The sequence below is a fragment of the Bradyrhizobium sp. 61 genome, assembly GCF_023073075.1.
In the GTDB taxonomy this organism is placed as follows: domain Bacteria; phylum Pseudomonadota; class Alphaproteobacteria; order Rhizobiales; family Xanthobacteraceae; genus Bradyrhizobium; species Bradyrhizobium barranii.
On record NZ_JADPIU010000052.1, the window covers coordinates 179856 to 195983 of the forward strand.

General features: G+C 64.6%; 15 protein-coding genes. 10 read left to right on the plus strand and 5 right to left on the minus strand.

What is annotated here, in order from left to right:
- Window positions 1-96 precede the first annotated feature (96 nt).
- Together IVB46_RS15800 and IVB46_RS15805 are read left to right on the plus strand one after the other, a co-directional pair.
- Window positions 97-2181 carry a hydantoinase/oxoprolinase family protein gene (locus IVB46_RS15800; RefSeq protein ID WP_247302347.1) on the plus strand — a complete coding sequence of 695 codons (2085 nt, stop codon included), beginning with the start codon at window positions 97-99 and terminating at the stop codon, window positions 2179-2181.
- A gap of 2 nt (window positions 2182-2183) precedes the next feature.
- Entirely contained in the window at window positions 2184-3833 is a 1650-nt protein-coding gene (locus IVB46_RS15805) for a hydantoinase B/oxoprolinase family protein (protein WP_247302349.1), read from the plus strand.
- 27 nt (window positions 3834-3860) lie between these two features.
- Here IVB46_RS15805 and IVB46_RS15810 read toward each other — a convergent pair whose 3' ends face one another.
- On the minus strand, window positions 3861-5051 hold the full coding sequence (locus IVB46_RS15810) for an alpha/beta fold hydrolase (RefSeq protein WP_247343072.1): 1191 nt from the start codon (window positions 5049-5051) through the stop codon (window positions 3861-3863).
- Between the two features lie 2 nt (window positions 5052-5053).
- Window positions 5054-6469 (minus strand): DUF4403 family protein, encoded by a 1416-nt coding sequence (locus IVB46_RS15815; RefSeq protein WP_247302353.1) that lies wholly within the window; start codon window positions 6467-6469, stop codon window positions 5054-5056.
- A gap of 604 nt (window positions 6470-7073) precedes the next feature.
- Between IVB46_RS15815 and IVB46_RS15820 the strand changes: the two genes are divergently transcribed.
- From IVB46_RS15820 to IVB46_RS15830, 3 genes are all read left to right on the plus strand, one after another.
- Window positions 7074-8792 (plus strand): PQQ-binding-like beta-propeller repeat protein, encoded by a 1719-nt coding sequence (locus tag IVB46_RS15820; RefSeq protein ID WP_063981075.1) that lies wholly within the window; start codon window positions 7074-7076, stop codon window positions 8790-8792.
- Window positions 8793-8881: 89 nt separating this feature from the next.
- A complete protein-coding gene (locus IVB46_RS15825; protein WP_135214749.1) occupies window positions 8882-9223 on the plus strand; it encodes a cytochrome c in 342 nt (113 codons plus the stop codon).
- A gap of 36 nt (window positions 9224-9259) precedes the next feature.
- Entirely contained in the window at window positions 9260-10027 is a 768-nt protein-coding gene (locus IVB46_RS15830) for a transporter substrate-binding domain-containing protein (RefSeq protein WP_247302355.1), read from the plus strand.
- A 73-nt stretch (window positions 10028-10100) separates the two neighbouring features.
- On the opposite strand, the gene IVB46_RS15835 is transcribed toward IVB46_RS15830, so the two are convergent.
- Window positions 10101-10745 (minus strand): glutathione binding-like protein, encoded by a 645-nt coding sequence (locus IVB46_RS15835; RefSeq protein ID WP_208084621.1) that lies wholly within the window; start codon window positions 10743-10745, stop codon window positions 10101-10103.
- A gap of 106 nt (window positions 10746-10851) precedes the next feature.
- Between IVB46_RS15835 and IVB46_RS15840 the strand changes: the two genes are divergently transcribed.
- Window positions 10852-11496, plus strand: a complete 645-nt coding sequence (locus IVB46_RS15840) for a TetR/AcrR family transcriptional regulator (RefSeq protein ID WP_071909728.1) — start codon at window positions 10852-10854, stop codon at window positions 11494-11496.
- Between the two features lie 187 nt (window positions 11497-11683).
- Here IVB46_RS15840 and IVB46_RS15845 read toward each other — a convergent pair whose 3' ends face one another.
- On the minus strand, window positions 11684-12649 hold the full coding sequence (locus IVB46_RS15845) for a glyoxylate/hydroxypyruvate reductase A (protein ID WP_247302357.1): 966 nt from the start codon (window positions 12647-12649) through the stop codon (window positions 11684-11686).
- Between the two features lie 141 nt (window positions 12650-12790).
- On the opposite strand from IVB46_RS15845, the gene IVB46_RS15850 reads away from it, so the two are divergent.
- From IVB46_RS15850 to IVB46_RS15865, 4 genes are all read left to right on the plus strand, one after another.
- Window positions 12791-13159, plus strand: coding sequence for a YciI family protein (locus IVB46_RS15850; protein WP_063981079.1), 369 nt, complete (start codon window positions 12791-12793; stop codon window positions 13157-13159).
- Complete coding sequence (locus IVB46_RS15855) at window positions 13156-14457, plus strand: RNA polymerase sigma factor (protein WP_166079988.1); 1302 nt, start codon at window positions 13156-13158, stop codon at window positions 14455-14457. Before IVB46_RS15850 ends, IVB46_RS15855 begins: the two co-directional genes overlap by 4 nt.
- 78 nt (window positions 14458-14535) lie before the next feature.
- Window positions 14536-15072 carry an SRPBCC family protein gene (locus tag IVB46_RS15860; protein WP_063981081.1) on the plus strand — a complete coding sequence of 179 codons (537 nt, stop codon included), beginning with the start codon at window positions 14536-14538 and terminating at the stop codon, window positions 15070-15072.
- 62 nt (window positions 15073-15134) lie between these two features.
- Entirely contained in the window at window positions 15135-15548 is a 414-nt protein-coding gene (locus IVB46_RS15865; RefSeq protein ID WP_247302359.1) for a VOC family protein, read from the plus strand.
- A gap of 106 nt (window positions 15549-15654) precedes the next feature.
- On the opposite strand, the gene IVB46_RS15870 is transcribed toward IVB46_RS15865, so the two are convergent.
- The gene (locus tag IVB46_RS15870; RefSeq protein WP_085401831.1) at window positions 15655-16017 is read right to left on the minus strand and encodes a hypothetical protein; all 363 of its coding nucleotides are present in this window, start codon (window positions 16015-16017) and stop codon (window positions 15655-15657) included.
- Window positions 16018-16128 lie beyond the last annotated feature (111 nt).

A 16128-nucleotide genomic window follows, 5' to 3' on the forward strand; every position in this document is an offset into this window, starting at 1 on the left:
GCAAAACGGCTCGGACGCTTCACCCCGGGCGTTGTCGCTGGTATGAAAATTGCTGCGGTTTTCGCGCAGTTTGTCGATCAGCACGGAGAATTTGGAATGCTTGAGGGAGCCGAGGTGCGGCTTGCCGTTGATATCGGTGGCACGTTCACCGACATCGTGCTGGACGTGGGGCAGGATCGCAAGACGCGCAAGGTGCTGACGACGCCGCAGCGGCCCGAGCAGGCGGTGCTGGACGGCATGCGTCTCATTCTCGCTGACGCGCGCGCGCATATGAGCGACATCGACGTCTTCATTCATGGCACGACGCTCGCGACCAATGCGATCATCGAGCGCCGCGGCGCCAAGACCGCGCTGATTGCGACCGACGGCTTTCGCGACGTGCTCGATATCGGCACCGAGAGCCGCTATGATCAGTACGATCTCGGCATCGACAAGCCGAGGCCGCTGGCGCCGCGGTCTCTCCGCTTCACCGTGCCGGAGCGGATCGACGCACACGGCGCCGTTCGCCTCCCGCTGGACGAGGCGGCAGTACGTGCACTCGCGCCAAAATTGCGCGCGCTGAACGTCGAGAGCGTCGCGATCGCCTTCCTGCACTCCTACGCCAATCCCGAGCACGAGCGCCGCACGGCCGCGATCCTCAGCGAGGAGATGCCCGGCATCTCCGTGACCGTGTCCTCTGCGGTGTGTCCGGAGATCCGCGAATACGAGCGCACGTCGACCGCAGTCGCCAACGCCTATGTGCAACCGCTGATCGACGGCTATCTCGCCCGCATGGCGGATGCCTTGCAGGTCGAGCAGTTCCGCGGCGCGATCTATCTCGTCACCTCCGGCGGCGGCGTCACCTCGATCGAGACGGCGCGGCGCTTTCCGGTGCGCCTCGTCGAATCCGGTCCCGCCGGCGGCGCGATCTTCGCGGCGCAGATCGCAGCGCGGCTCGGCGAGAGCAAGGTGCTGTCCTTCGACATGGGCGGCACGACCGCAAAAATCTGCCTGATCGAAAAATACCAGCCCGAGACCTCGCGCGTGTTCGAGGTCGATCGCGCGGCGCGCTTCCTGAAGGGCTCCGGCCTGCCGGTGCGCATCCCCGTGATCGAGATGGTCGAGATCGGCGCCGGCGGCGGCTCGATCGCGCATGTCGATGCAATGAAGCGTGTCACTGTCGGCCCCGAGAGCGCCTCGTCGGAGCCGGGACCTGCCTGCTACGGCCGCGGCGGCCAGCGTCCGGCCGTGACGGATGCGGACGTAGCCCTCGGTATGATCGATCCTGATGCCTTTGCGGGCGGCACGATCAAGCTCAACCCGGAGCTTTCAAAGGAGGCGCTGTTGCGCGCCGTCGGTGAGCCGCTGGGGCTGTCGGCGGAAACCGCGGCTTATGCCGTGCACGAGGTCGTCTGCGAGAACATGGCGAGCGCGGCGCGCGTGCATGCGGTCGAGCGCGGCGAGATCGTCGGCCAGCACACGCTGATCGCCTTCGGTGGTGCCGCGCCGCTGCATGCGGCGCGCGTCGCCGAGAAGATCGGCGTCTCGCGGGTCATCGTGCCCTCGAATGCCGGCGTCGGCTCGGCCGTCGGCTTCCTGGCTGCTCCCATTGCCTACGAGCTGGTGCGCAGCCGCCATGTCCGCCTCGATGATTTCGACACCGAGGGGGTCTCGGACCTGCTCCAGGAGATGGTGACTGAAGCGCGCGCGCTGGTGGAGCCGGGCGCGGCCGGTGCGCCGGTGCGCGAACGTCGCGCGGCCTTCATGCGCTATGTCGGCCAGGGCCACGAGATCTCGGTCGAGTTGCCGAACCGGCGGCTGACATCGGCCGATCTCTCCGGCCTGCGCCAGAAGTTCGAGGCCGACTATTCGGCGATGTTCGAGCGGCCGATCCCGGGCGCTGCGATCGAGGTCCTGAGCTGGTCGGTGCTCGCGACCACCGATGCGCACAATCCTTCTGTCGTCGCTTCCGTCGCGCGCAAGCCCGCCGGCAAGGCCTCGGGCAGCCGCAAATTCTTCGACGGACGCGCGGGGGAGGTGATCGAGATCCCGCTCTATCGCCGCGAGGACATGGCACCGGGCGCGACCATTGCGGGTCCCGCCGTGATCGCCGAGGACGAGACGTCCACCTTCGTCTCCAACAGTTTTGACGCGCATATCGACGGTGCCGGCAGCATCGTCATGGAACGAAAGGCGGCCTGATCATGACCAAGGCAAATGGCGCGAGCCTGATCGACCTCCAGATCATGTGGCACCGGCTGATCGCCGTGGTCGAGGAGCAGGCGCAGGTGCTGCTCCGCACCGCCTTCAGCCCGATCGTGCGCGAATGCGGCGACCTCTCCGCCGGCGTGTTCGACCTCAGGGGACGGATGCTGGCGCAGGCGGTGACCGGTACGCCCGGCCACGTCAACTCGATGGCGGAATCGGTCAAGCACTTCATTGCGCATTTCCCGATCGAGACGATGAAGGAAGGCGACGCCTACATCACCAACGATCCCTGGATGGGCACAGGTCATCTCAACGACTTCGTCGTCACCACGCCCTGCTTCAAGGACGGCAAGCCGGTCGCGCTGTTCTCCTGCACCAGCCATCTCATGGACATCGGCGGCATCGGCTTCGGCCCTGACGCCACCGACGTGTTCATGGAGGGGCTCTACATCCCCATGCTCAAGCTGATCGACCAGGGCGTCGTCAACGATACGCTAATGGCGATGATCCGCACCAACACGCGGCTGCCGATCGACACCGAGGGCGACACCTATTCGCTCGCCGGGTGCAACGACGTCGGTTGCGAACGCCTGGTCGAGATGATGACCGAGTTCGATATCGACACGCTCGACGAGCTCGGCGACTATATCTGCGACCGCTCGCGCGAGGCCGTGCTGGCCGAGATCGCGAAATTGCCGAAGGGCAGCTGGCACAACACCATGGTCGTCGATGGCTATGATGCGCCGGTGACGCTCGCGGCGACGCTGACGATCTCCGAGACGGGCATCCATGTCGATTTCGACGGCACCTCGGCCGCCTCGAAGTTCGGCATCAATGTGCCGCTGTCCTACACCACGGCCTACACCGTGTTCGGCCTCGGCTGCGTCGTCGCCTCGCAGATCCCGAACAATGCCGGCTCGCTCTCGCCGCTGACGGTGTCGGCTCCCGCGGGCGCGATCCTGAATGCGCCGAAGCCGGCGCCCGTGGCGTCGCGTCATATCGTCGGACAGATGCTGCCGGACGTGGTGTTCGGCTGCCTGCGCCAGATCATTCCCGAGCGCGTACCCGCGGAAGGTACCTCGTGCCTGTGGAATCTCAACGTCCGCGGACAGACCCGCTCAGGTGCCGGCGGCAATTACGGGTTCTCGATGGCGGTAACTTCGAATGGCGGTACCGGCGCGCGCTTTGCGAAGGACGGGCTGTCGGCCACCGCCTATCCCAGCGGCGTGCGCGGCACGCCGGTCGAGATCGCGGAGACGCAAACGCCGCTGATCTTCTGGCGCAAGGAGCTTCGCCCGGATTCCGGCGGGGCAGGGCGCACCCGCGGCGGCCTCGGCCAGATCATCGAGGTCGGCAGCGGCATCGATGCGCCCTTCGACATCCTCGCTGCATTCGATCGCATCGATCATCCGCCGCGCGGTCGCGACGGCGGCAAGAACGGCGAGGCCGGCTATGTCGGATTGAAGTCCGGCCAGAAGATGCGTGGCAAGGGCTTTCAGACCATTCCACCGGATGACCGGCTGCTGGTGATGACCCCGGGCGGCGCCGGTATCGGCGACCCCAAGGAGCGCGATCGTGCAGCGATCAAGGATGACGTTGAGAGCGGTCTCGTGTCGGCTGACAACGCTGTTGCCGCTTATGGGTAGCTAACGCTCCGGCAACGACTGCGGCGATTACCCGCCGCAGTCGTTCGGCGCCGGCTTCCCGGCAAAGCGGTCGGTCATCCAGTTCACAGCGGCCATCGTGCTCGCCTGTGCGGCGCGGCCGTGTCCGATGTTGGGAAGGGTGACCATTTTCACGGGGCTGCCCGCCTTGCACAGCCGGCCCATATAGGCGCGCGTCACCGCGGGCCGGATGATCTGGTCGACAGTCCCTTGAGCGAGGAACACTGGCATGCCGGCGGGCAACGTGCCGGCGCTGTTCTTCTCCAGCAGCGAGCGCCAGGGCTCGCGCTTGGTCGGATCCGGCACGGTCAGAAAATATTTCTGGAGCGGCCGCTCGGTCCGCTGCCGGATGAAGATATCGAAGGGGCCTTCGATGCATTCGCGTGCCAGCCGGTCGATCACCGGCAGCGCGCGCGGATCGAGGACGCCGTCGAGCGCGGCGCCGTAGACGCGATGCCACGACCATAGCGTCATCGCCGTGATGTTCTTGCCACCGACGGAGTTGATGTCGTCGCTCATCAGCGTGGCAAGATCGGTTGCAGGCGCTGCAGCCGCAACGCCGAGCAGATGGAGATCGGGTGCATAGGTCGGCGCCAGCTGCCCGGCGAACAGCACAGCCTGTCCGCCCTGCGAGTGTCCCCACAAGGTAAAATCCTTAGTCCCGCCGGCGCCCGGCAGATCGCGCGCGACGCGCACGATGTCGAGCACGGCGCGGCCCTCGCTCTCGCCGACGAGATAAGGATGCGGACCCGGCGTGCCGAGCCCGGGATAGTCGGTCGCCGCGACGATGTAGCCACGCGCCACCATCGAGCGCAGTCCCTGGATCTGCTGGAACAGGAAGATCGCGAGCGACGGCGCGCAGCGCGGCACAATGCCTGACGTTGGATGCGCCCAGGCCACGATCGGGCGGCCGCCCGGTGGCGGCGGTCCTTGCGGCACGATGACGACGCCCGAGACGAGAATGGGCTCGCCTTTCAATCCGGTCGATCGGTAGAGCACGCGGTAGCTCGAGGCGCCGAGCGGCGCGCCATCCATCGGCTCCTGTCGCACCAGGCTGCCGGGCGGACCGTCCGCGAGCGATGCGGGCGCGTCGTAGAAGGGCGATTGCGCGCGTGCCGCTACCAACCCGGCGAACATGACGAGTGCGGCCATCACCGCGCGGCCGAATAGGCTCAGCATCTGCAAGCCGGTCCTGCGCATGGTCACATCCCGTACAGGATTTTCAGCTCGCCGCTGGCGCGCAGAGCGAGCGTCAGACCGTCGGCCAGCAGCAGTGCCTTGTCGAACTGAACCGACGACAGCTTTCCTTCTGCGCGAAAGCCGTCCTTGAGTGGCCGCGTCAGTCGCTGGTTCGCCGCCATCAGCAGGTTCTGGTAGGAAATGCCGTAGTCGATGTTCACGGCCTGCTTCAATTGCGCGACGATCGGTTGCAAGGCTGTGTCGCTCTGTCCGCCGTCCTGTGTGGCGACGTCGAGATCGCCAAGACCTACGCTCTTATTGCCGTCGTCAATCTTGAGCGCAGCGGCGAGATAACTCCATTGCCCCGCATTGGGATCGCTGTCAGAGGTATTCGCAAGACGAAGGCCGATCACAAGCTTGCCCGACGACGGATAGACCTGCACCTCGCGCAAATTCGTGTCCTGCGCCGGCAGCACTGCGATCGCCTGGTTGATCTTGTCCTTGATCGCGTCATAGCCGATGCGAACGGGGAGGATGACGTCGAACGTGCCCGGTGCGGCTACGTTGGTGCCTAGCGTCGGCAGCGGAGTCGGCACGACGCTCGCTCCCGGTTGTCCGATTGACGTCACTGCAGTGCCGGAGAGTTCGAGCGAGCCCGACAGAACCTTGTCGTTGGCGCGGACGCCGGCGAAGGCTGCGCTCTGCGGCGTCACTTGCAGCCACACCGGCGGCTCGTCGGCGAGCTTCATCGGTTCGAACGCATGCGTCCAGGCAGCAGCCGCCTTGTCCCGCAGATTGAGTTTCCTTGCCGCCGCCAGCGCACGTGATCGCACGCGCGCGAGCTGCGTACGGATGCGCGGCTCGACGTAGGGCGCAAGATCGAACTCGCGGCCGAGCACGTGCAAATAAGGTGCTTCGCTCCAGTGGAAGGAGTCGCTGAAATTCAGGTCGAGCGACCAGTCCTTGCGCAGCGCGGGCCGTGCCTCGGCCTCGATGGTCGCGCGCGCTTCGGTCTGGCCGCGGATGCGCGCGGTGAAGCGGTTGGCGCCCTGGCCTTCGGCCGCGCCGTAGATCGAGACTGCACCATAGACGCGGTCGCCGCGGCCATAGAGCGAGACGCCGCTGGTGCGATTGACGAAGCCAAACACGTCGCAATTGGCGTTGACACGGAACATCAGTACGCGGCGGTGCACGCAGTTGACGCGCTCGTCGATGGTGGCAAGCCGCTTGGGGATATCCTGCTCGATCGCCTTGGCGAGCGCCGGCAAACCGAACTCGATGGTTGCGGACACCCGCGAGGTCGTGGCGAGCGGCGCCGGCGGATCGGGAGCGAGCGGCGGCTTGTCGGCGGCGTGCGCGGCTTGCGCGAGTGCGGTGAGGGCGAGCGCAACAAGGCCGGCACGTTTCGTCGAACGAACAATTCGTAAAGAAACGGGCATTCTTCTTATTCCAGCTTGGCCCTGCTTCGCGCCCAGGCCGCCGGCCGCGGTGCCGTTCGGTCTTCAGAGCAAAATCGCGGAAGGAGAGGATGGTCAGTGGATCAATTATTGCTTGTATTCAATGGTCGCGTATCGCGGCACTTGTATGGCGCGGCGTCGCGCTTTGAGCAAGGCTTTGTATATCGCTCCGGTATGATGGCCGTTCTTGAATTGCTCAAAAGAGATTGACGCCGCCCCCGTCCAAATGATCACGCGATGAGGCTTCTCCGTGGGCGCTGCGATTTTTGAGTCCGAGATCTGCGGCCAAGACGAAACGGTCAGCGAAGCTGACGTTTCAAATTCGTGCTGCGCGTTAAATTCGCGCCGCTCGCGCATTCCATCTTTGCGCCCTCCCTCATCCGGCGTACTCTGTGAGAGCGAGCAGGAGTGCAACAGCAACCAGTCCAGGAAACGTAGCTCCTTTTGGCGATGTCCGCCGAGAGAGATCGAGAGCTGTTGGCAGCTCATATGCGATGGAGAAGAACCGACACTTAGCGAGCTGCAAACATCCCTCGCAGCGTCTGCGAGACGCGAGTTCAACAAAACACAAAAGCGGGAGGAACGGATGAAGAAGCGTTGGTGTAATTCTGGTCTACCTCTTGTTGTCGGCGCGACACTTGCGGCGTCGGCGGCGTTGGCCCAATCCGTGGATACTGCCCGGATCGAGAACGCCGGTCAGAACGATTGGCTCACCTATCATGGTTCATACAAATCCCATCACTACAGCCCGCTCGCGCAGATCAATGCGAGCAACATCGGCAATCTGGGCGTAGCCTGGACGCACATTCCCGGACGATCGACGCGCGGCCTGCAGTCAATGCCGCTCGTGGCCGACGGCGTGCTCTATTATTCGGGTTCGTACAGTCGGGTCTTTGCGCTGAACGGCGCGACCGGCGAGGTCATCTGGTCGTTCTTTCCGGAACTCGATGAGGCGCTCATCAGCCGACAGACCCACTCGCCCTACAACCGCGGTGTAGCCCTTGGTGAAGGCAAAGTCTTCGTCGGTACGATGGATGGTCGTCTGTTCGGGCTCGATGCGAAGTCGGGAAAGGTTCTCTGGGAAACCAGGCTGATCGACTCGCAGAAGCTCACGGTCGGCTTCACTGGCGCGCCACTTTACGCGAAGGGAAGCGTCATCATCGGCTCGCAGGGGGGTGAATGGCCGGGCCGTGGCCCGATCTTCGCCGTCGATGCCACCACCGGCAAGAAAAAGTGGGAGTTTCTGACGGTCGCGGGCACCGACGAGGCCATGAAGACCTGGGGCAACGATTCCTGGCGCACGGGCGGTGGCGGCGGCTGGATGCCGGGCACCTACGACTCCGAGACCAACTCCGTCCTGTGGGGCACCGCGAACCCGGCGCCGCTCTACGATTGGTCGGGCGCTGATTACAAGACGCAAGGTGCGCGTCCCGGCGACAATCTCTATACGAGTTCGGTCATCGCTCTCGATATCGATACCGGAAAGCTGAAATCCTACCATCAGGAACTGCCTCACGACGCCTGGGACTTCGACAGCGCCGTCGGCGAGTTCGTGATGCTCGAGCGCGACGGCCAGAAATACGTGGTTCATCCGAACAAGGGCGGCTTCGTCTTCGTCTACGACCGTAATCTTGGCGTGAAGAACGTCTGGCGGCTGGTTGAGAACATCAACTTCGTCAAGGATATCGATCCCAAGACGGGCGCGCTGATCGGCCGTCGCGATTTCCCTGTCGGGAAAGTCACTGAAGTACCGCTGTGTCCCTTCATTGGCGGCGGCATCAGCTGGAACGCCGGCTCATACAACCCGAAGACCGGTCTTTACTACAAGATCGGCCAGGAATGGTGCATGACGCTGGATATTCAGAAGACGACGCCGGTCACCGCGCCTCAGGTCCAGCTCAATATCGGCGCCGACTTCAAGATGGTGCCGCCTCCGAGCGGCGAGATCTACGGACATCTCGACGCGCGCGACCCGATAACGGGCGCGAAGAAATGGGAGGTTCGCTTTCCCGAGCCGCCGCTTGGGAGCGTTTTGTCGACCGGGGGTAATCTTGTGTTCGTACCCGACTCCCGTGGCATCCTTCACGCCTACGATGCCGAAACCGGGGCCGAGTTGTGGAAGCACAACAACGGCACCGGCCACCAGGGCGGTATCGTCAGCTACTCCGTCGGCGGCAAGCAATATATCGCCGTGGCGGCCGGCTTCGGCGGCATGCTGGCGGACGAATATGCGCCAAACTTCGGCGGCGTCTACAAGAGCATGCCGCGTGACGACGGCGCCCTCGTCGTCTTCAGCTTGAAATAGTCTGTCTCAAACGATCTGCCGAGGAGCGGGTGCAAACCCGCTCCTCGGTCGATTGCAGCGGCCGGGCGTGATTCAGGAATGGAGCGGACGTGTTGAAACTGCATTTGAAGTCGCTTCCGGCGGTGCTGGGCGCTTCGTTGCTGTGCGTTGTGGTGGCTCGAGCTCAATCTGCCACGCCGGCGCCGGACAACGGGTCGTTGGACGTCGAGCAGTTGTTCGCGGGGACCTGCGGCTTTTGCCACTCCGACGGCGGCCGGGCTGCTGGCAGGGGACCGCAACTGATGAATTCGCAACGAGACGACGAATTTCTGCACAACCGTATCAAGATCGGCAAGCAAGGTGCGATGCCGGCATTCGGCGAGAGCTTCAGTGACGCGCAGATCGACCAGATCGTCAAATATATCCGCGCCTTGAAGCCGCGCGAGGGCTGACCCGCCGGGACCTGATCCATCCAGATGAGACGCGGCATGAAGGCAATTGTCCTGATTATCGTCGGTGCCGCCATCGGGCTGTCCGGACCGGCGCACGCGCGAACCCTGGAGGCGATCCGCGCGAGTGGCGCGCTCGGACTATGCGCGCATCCCAACTCGCTTCCTTTTGCGCGCAAGGGCGGCGATCCATCCGGCTTTCAGGTCGAGTTGGGACAGGTGCTGGCACGCGAGCTCGGTGTCTCGCTACGGCTCGACTGGATCATCACGCAGTACCAAATGCGCAGCGCCAATTGTGACATTCTTCTGGATGTCATCGCCGATCGCGAAGCGCAAGGCGAGACCCGCTTGAGGATCTCGAAACCGTACTATCGCACGGGCGTCGCGCTCGCGGTGCCGTCATCCAGCGCGCTCACATCGTTCAAGAGTCTCGGCGAGCATACCAAGGTGGGGGTGCAGGTCGGCTCTGTCGCCGCCATGATCATCGGTCAACGGCACGTGCCCATATCGATCTTCGGCTTCGAGACCGACAGCCTCGACGCCGTATCAAACAAGGAGATCGATGCGGCTGCGGTCACGCCCACCGCGGCGGGCTATTTCAATCTGACGCATCCCGACAAGGCACTCCGGATCCTGGATCGCGACGAGGGCGTGGCCGACCTCAACTGGAATGTCGCCGTCGGCATGGTCCGCCCGGATGATGCGTTGCGCGAGGCGATCGACGGAGCGCTGGAACGGCTGCGCAACGACGGCACGATCGATCGGATCTACGGTCGCTATGGGATCGTGCTGCAAGCGCCGAGGTAGTCGATTGCCGAAAGAACGACGCCGTCCCGGTTTGGCCAGGACGACGTCGCTTTGCGAAGATATCGCTTTGGCCTTAAGCCGCCGCCTTCTTCCGCGCCTGTTCGGCCTTGTACAGCTCGAACTCTTCGGCGATCGCCTTCGCGACCGACGGCCGCTGGCGCAGGCGGTCGTGATACGCCTTCACGTTCGGCCATTTGGCGAGCTCGATCGGCGGGGTCGCCATGGTCCAGTTGATGACCGTGACGAGATAGGCATCCGCCACGCTGAAATGGTCGAGCAGGAAGTCGCGCCCCTTCAGGTAGTTGTCGAGATAGTCGAGCCGCGACAGGTTCTTCTCCAGTGCATAGGCCTTGGTTTCCTGCGGCGCCTTGCGGTCGAGCAGGGGGATGAACAGGCCCTTGTGCAGCTCGGTGCCGATAAAGCAGAGCCATTGATGCAGCCGGGTGCGATCGATGCCCTGGGCCGCACCGAGGCCGGATTGCGGGAACCGATCCGCGACATATTGCAGGATCGCGGCGTTCTCGGTCAGCACCACGCCCTCGTCGGTGCGCAGCGTCGGCACGAGGCCTATCGGGTTGACCGTGCGGAAGTCGGTGCCGTCGTTCAGCACTGTCTTGGTCGGCGGATCGACTTCGAGATAATTCGCTTCGGCGCCGGCTTCATACAGCGCGACGCGGGTCGCCATCGAACAGGCGAGCGGCGAGAAATAAAGATCCATCTTGGGCCTCCTTGGGCAATTCCTCTTTGGGTGTCGCTCAACCTGGCCAGATTGATTTTTGTACCATCTTGTATAATATGGCGGCGGTCAAGGATTAATTTGCGAAATGGTACAAAAATCGAAGCCGCCTGCTGCCGCCAATGAGCCGAAGCGGCGTGGCCGTCCGCGCGCCTACGAGCCCGACGTCGCGCTCGGCAAGGCGCTCGACCTGTTCCGCAGGCAGGGTTTTGCGGCGACGTCGCTGGACGATCTCAGCGAAGCGACCGGCATGAACCGGCCGAGCCTCTACGGCGCCTTCGGCGACAAGCGCGAGCTCTACATCAAGAGCTACCAGCGCTACCGCGAGGACGCGCGCGCTTCGATGGTGGAGATCTTTCGCCAGGAGATGCCGGTGCGCCAGCGGCTCGAGCGCATCTTCGCGTCCGCGCTGAACATCTATCTCTCCGGCGAGACCGGTCCGCGCGGCTGCTTCACCGTGGTGACCGCGGCGTCCGAAGCCGTCGGCGATCCCGAGATCCGTGCCATGGTGTTGGATGGACTGACCGAGCTCGATAAGGCCTTTGCCAGTTGCTTCCGCCGCGCCAAGGAGAAGGGCGAGCTGCCCGCGAGCGTCGACCCGGCCGTGCTGGCGCAGCTCGCCTCCGCAACCGTGCATTCTATCGCCATCCGCTCCCGCGCCCGCGTGTCGCGCAAGGAGCTCGAGGCGATCGTGAAGGGTGCGATTGACGTGATGGTGGGGGCCAAAAGTTAGGCCGTCGTCCCGGGGCGCGCGTAGCGCGAGCCCGGGACCCATAACCACAGGGAGTGGTTTGGCGAAGGCTGGTCGTTCGGTACTGCGACCATCCGCAACGATAAATCACGCGGTGTGGGTCCCCGCGTACGCGGGGACGACAGCGAGGGTGGGGCGCGTGCGTGCCTCTCTCAGCCTGCCGAAGCGTCTAATATCCCCGTGCCCGGTCCACCACGTTCTCCAGCGCACCGCCGGCCTCGAACTTTGCGATTTGCTCGGCGACATAGGCCGAGATTGCATCGGCGTCGGTGTCGGCCGCGTTGTGCGGGGTCAGCAGCACCTTGGGATGGGTCCAGAACCGGCTGTCGGCAGGCTGCGGCTCCTGCACGAAAACGTCGAGCGAGGCCGCGCCAAGCGTGCCGTCGTCGAGGCAGGCCAGGATATCGGCCTCGTTCTGCAAGCCGCCGCGACCCGCATTGATCAGAACGGGCGCGCCGAGCGGGCTGCTGCGGTTGAGCTTGGTGAAGACGTCGCGGTTGAGGATGCCGTGCGTATCCGGCGTCAGCGGCAACAGTGAGACCAGGATGTCGGTCTTGCGCAGGAACGCGTCGATCTGTGCGGCGCCATGGAAGCATTCGACGCCCTCGATCGTGCGCGGGCTGCGGCTCCAGCCGGCAACGCGAAAGCCGAGCCGGCGCAGCACGTCGGCGGCATCGGCACCCAGCGTGCCAAGCCCCATCACGCCGACGGTGACGGCGCTCGCCGGCCACTGATATTGCGGCTCCCAGCGTTTTGCGCGCTGCGAGTCCCGCAAGTACAGCTCCTGGCGGTGGTGCATCAGCACGTGCAGCACGACATATTCGGTCATGCGATTGGTGAGATCAGGCACGGCGACGCGCACCAGCGGCACGTCGGGCAGGCTCTTGTCGGCCATCAGCGCGTCGACGCCGGCGCCCAGATTGAAGATCGCACGCAGATTGGGGAAAGAGCTGAGGTCGCCCGGCACCGGCTTCCACACCGCGGCATAGTGCACCTCGGCCGGATCGAGCCCGGCGTCGGGCAGCAGCACCACGCGGCGGCCACTGCTGACCGCGTCGAACCGGGCCTTCCAGCGCTCCGGCAGCCAGTTCTGCTGCGTGCTGTTGATCAGGACGGCCAGTGTGCCCATGCTCATTCGAAGTGCCTCGTCGGTTCCGTTTTGAAAACCCTCCTTGGCACGATCCGACGGATTTTTCTCGCAAATTTTTTCCGCAGCCCTGTCGGGGCGGGGCATATTGGCTCGTCTTAAAAACAAGCGTTCAGGAAGGTGCTGCCCATGCTTTATGCGATCCTCTGCTATCACGACGAGGACTTCGTCGGCTCCTGGAGCAAGGACCAGGACGAGGCCGTGATGAAGAAGCTCGCCGTGGTGCAGGACAAGCTCACACAGCAGGGCCGGCTCGGTCCGGTGGCGCGGCTGTTGCCGACCACGGCGGCGGCGACGCTGCGCAAGGAAGACCCGCCGCTGGTGCTCGACGGCCCCTATGCGGAGACCAAGGAGCAATTGCTCGGCTTCTACATCGTGGATTGCAAGAACCTCGACGAGGCCCTCGACGTTGCGCGCGACCTCGGCGCGGCCAATCCCGGCGGCGCCTATGAGGTGCGCCCCGTCGGCGTATTCCGGCCCGGAGGAATTTCGACGTGAGCGAGGCCGACACCGCCTGGATCGAGACCGCGCTGACCTCGGCGCGACCCCAGGCGGTCGGCGCGCTGCTGCGCTATTTCCGCGATCTCGACACCGCCGAAGAGGCCTTCCAGAACGCCTGCCTGCGCGCGCTCAAGACCTGGCCGCAGAACGGGCCGCCGCGCGATCCCGCGGCCTGGCTGATCATGGTCGGCCGCAACGTCGCGATCGACGAGGTCCGCCGCGCCCGCAAGCAGCAGCCGCTGCCCGAGGATGACCAGGCCATCTCCGATCTCGACGACGCCGAGGGCGCGCTCGCCGAGCGGCTCGACGGCTCGCACTACCGCGACGACATCCTGCGGCTGATGTTCATCTGCTGCCATCCGCAGCTGCCGGCGACCCAGCAGATCGCGCTGGCGCTGCGCATCGTCTCCGGCCTCACCGTGAAGCAGATCGCGCGCGCCTTCCTGGTCTCGGAAGCGGCGATGGAGCAGCGCATCACCCGTGCCAAGGCGAAGGTCGCCGAGGCCGGGGCGCCGTTCGAAACGCCCGGCGCGGTCGAACGCTCCGAGCGCCTCGCCGGCGTTGCCGCGATGATCTACCTGATCTTCAACGAAGGCTATTCGGCCAGCGGCGACACGGCGGAGATCCGAAAGCCGCTGTGCGAGGAAGCGATCCGGCTGGCGCGGTTGCTGCTGCGGCTGTTCCAGAGCGAGCCGGAGATCATGGGGCTCGCGGCGCTGCTGCTGTTGCAGCATGCGCGCAGCGCCGCGCGCTTTGCCGCGGACGGCGCGGTGATCCTGCTCGACGACCAGGATCGTACGCTGTGGAACGGCAACATGATCGCGGAAGGCCTGGCGCTGATCGACAAGGCGATGCGCCATCGCCGTAGCGGCCCCTATCAGGTCCAGGCCGCGATCGCCGCGCTGCATGCGCGTGCGTCGACGCCCGAGGAAACCGACTGGACGCAGATCGATCTGCTCTACGGCGCGCTCGAAGTGATGCAGCCTTCGCCGGTGGTGACGCTCAACCGCGCGGTTGCGGTCTCCAAGGTGCGCGGGCCGCAAGCGGCGCTCGAACTGATCGAGCCGCTGGCGCCGAAACTCACCAACTACTTTCATTTCCACGGCGTGCGTGGTGCCTTCCTGATGCAGCTCGGCCGTAACGACGAAGCCCGCATCGCCTTCGACCACGCCATCGCACTCGCCAATACTTCGGCGGAAGCCGCCCATATCCGCATGCATATTGATCGCCTGATCCGGGATAGCCAGCCGAAGGGCGCCAATGGCGGCGCCAGGCAGGGCGCAAAGGCAAAGTGACGGCCAAAAATTTCGTCCCGCCGATTGTCGGCTCCCGCCGTTCCCCTTCGTCTTAATTCCATATCCAGGGAGCCACTCATGCTGAAAGCCATTGCCATCATCGCCGTCGTCCTCGCCGTCGGCATAGCCGCGGTCCTCGTCTTCGCATTGACAAAACCCGATACGTTCCGTGTCGAGCGATCGCTCGCCGTGAAGGCGCCGGCCGATGCGATTTATCCGCACGTTGCCGATTTCCATTTCTGGATGAGCTGGTCGCCCTATGAGGATCGCGACCCCGGCATGAAGCGGACCTTCGGCAGAACCGCGTCAGGCAAGGGCGCGACCTATGCCTGGGACGGCAACAACAATGTCGGCGCCGGGCATATGGAGATCCTCGAGGCGAGCACGCCGTCGAAGCTTCGCATCAAGCTCGATTTCGAGCGCCCGTTCGAAGGCCACAACACCGCCGAGTTCACCTTTGTGCCGCAAGGCGATGCCACACTGGTCACATGGGCGATGTACGGTCCGGCGCCGTTCATGTCCAAGGTGATGCAGGTGTTCATCAATATGGACAACATGATCGGCAAGGACTTCGAGGCCGGCCTCGCCAGCCTGAAGAAGCTCACCGAGAAGTAGCAAGGCTTGCTGCCCCAAGGAGCAGCCAAGGAACCGACAAGAAAACGAAGAGGAGAGAAACGATGATCAATGCCTATCTGTTCTATCAGGACACCTGCGAAGCGGCGTTCAACTTCTATGCCAAGGTTCTGGGCGGCAAGATCGACGCCATGATGCGCTCATCGGAAGCGCCGCCGGACATGCCCGCCGCGCCCGGCCGCGAGAAGATGATCATGCATGCGCGGATGTCGCTGCCCGACGGCAGCGTGCTGATGGCCTCCGACGCGCCACCCGAGCATTTTCAGAAAGCCCAGGGCTTTTCGGTCTCGCTCACGGTCACGGACCCCGCGGATGGCGAACGCAAGTTCAACGCGCTCGCCGACGGCGGCACCGTCATCATGCCCTTCAGCAAGACGTTCTGGGCCAAGGGCTTTGGCATGTGCGTCGACAAGTTCGGCATTCCCTGGATGGTGAACTGCCCGGCCGAGGGCATGTGACGGGCGCGTCGGCCTGACACGCCAAGCCGCGATCCCACTCCCGTTGTTACGGGAGTGGGTCACTCATGCCGTCGTCATGTCACACGGCTGATCGCCGCGTGCTCGCTCACCGGAGCGATCCGGTCGCGTCATCGCTTGGCGGCGGCGATTCAACGCAGCGAGGGCAGATCACGAGTTTCGTGCCAAGCTGCCTGTCGTTCTCCGCCTCGATTTCGTCATGGACCACCCACCACGCCTCGGAGAACGGGCGCAACGTGCCGAGCACTCTTTCCCGCTCCTGATTGGGATTGTCCTGCGCAGGCGCCGGGTTCGCGGCGCGCCGCTTTGTGACAGAGGAGCGGTGAGGGGCCTGGTTCGGATCCCGGCCGAGGCCGTCCCATGCGATCGGTCGGCGCTCCTGCGCCGACGCCGCCGCGCATCCGAGGAGCGCTGCGCAAAAAGTGAGCAAGACGAAGCCGTGACGCAGCATGCCGGACCCTTGGTGCGGTACGCGACACGCAAACTCCGCATGCGGAGCCTTGCATCGCGCCGGTTAAATGGAACCTAAGGGAAACGACGTGGCCGCCATGGCCCAATATGG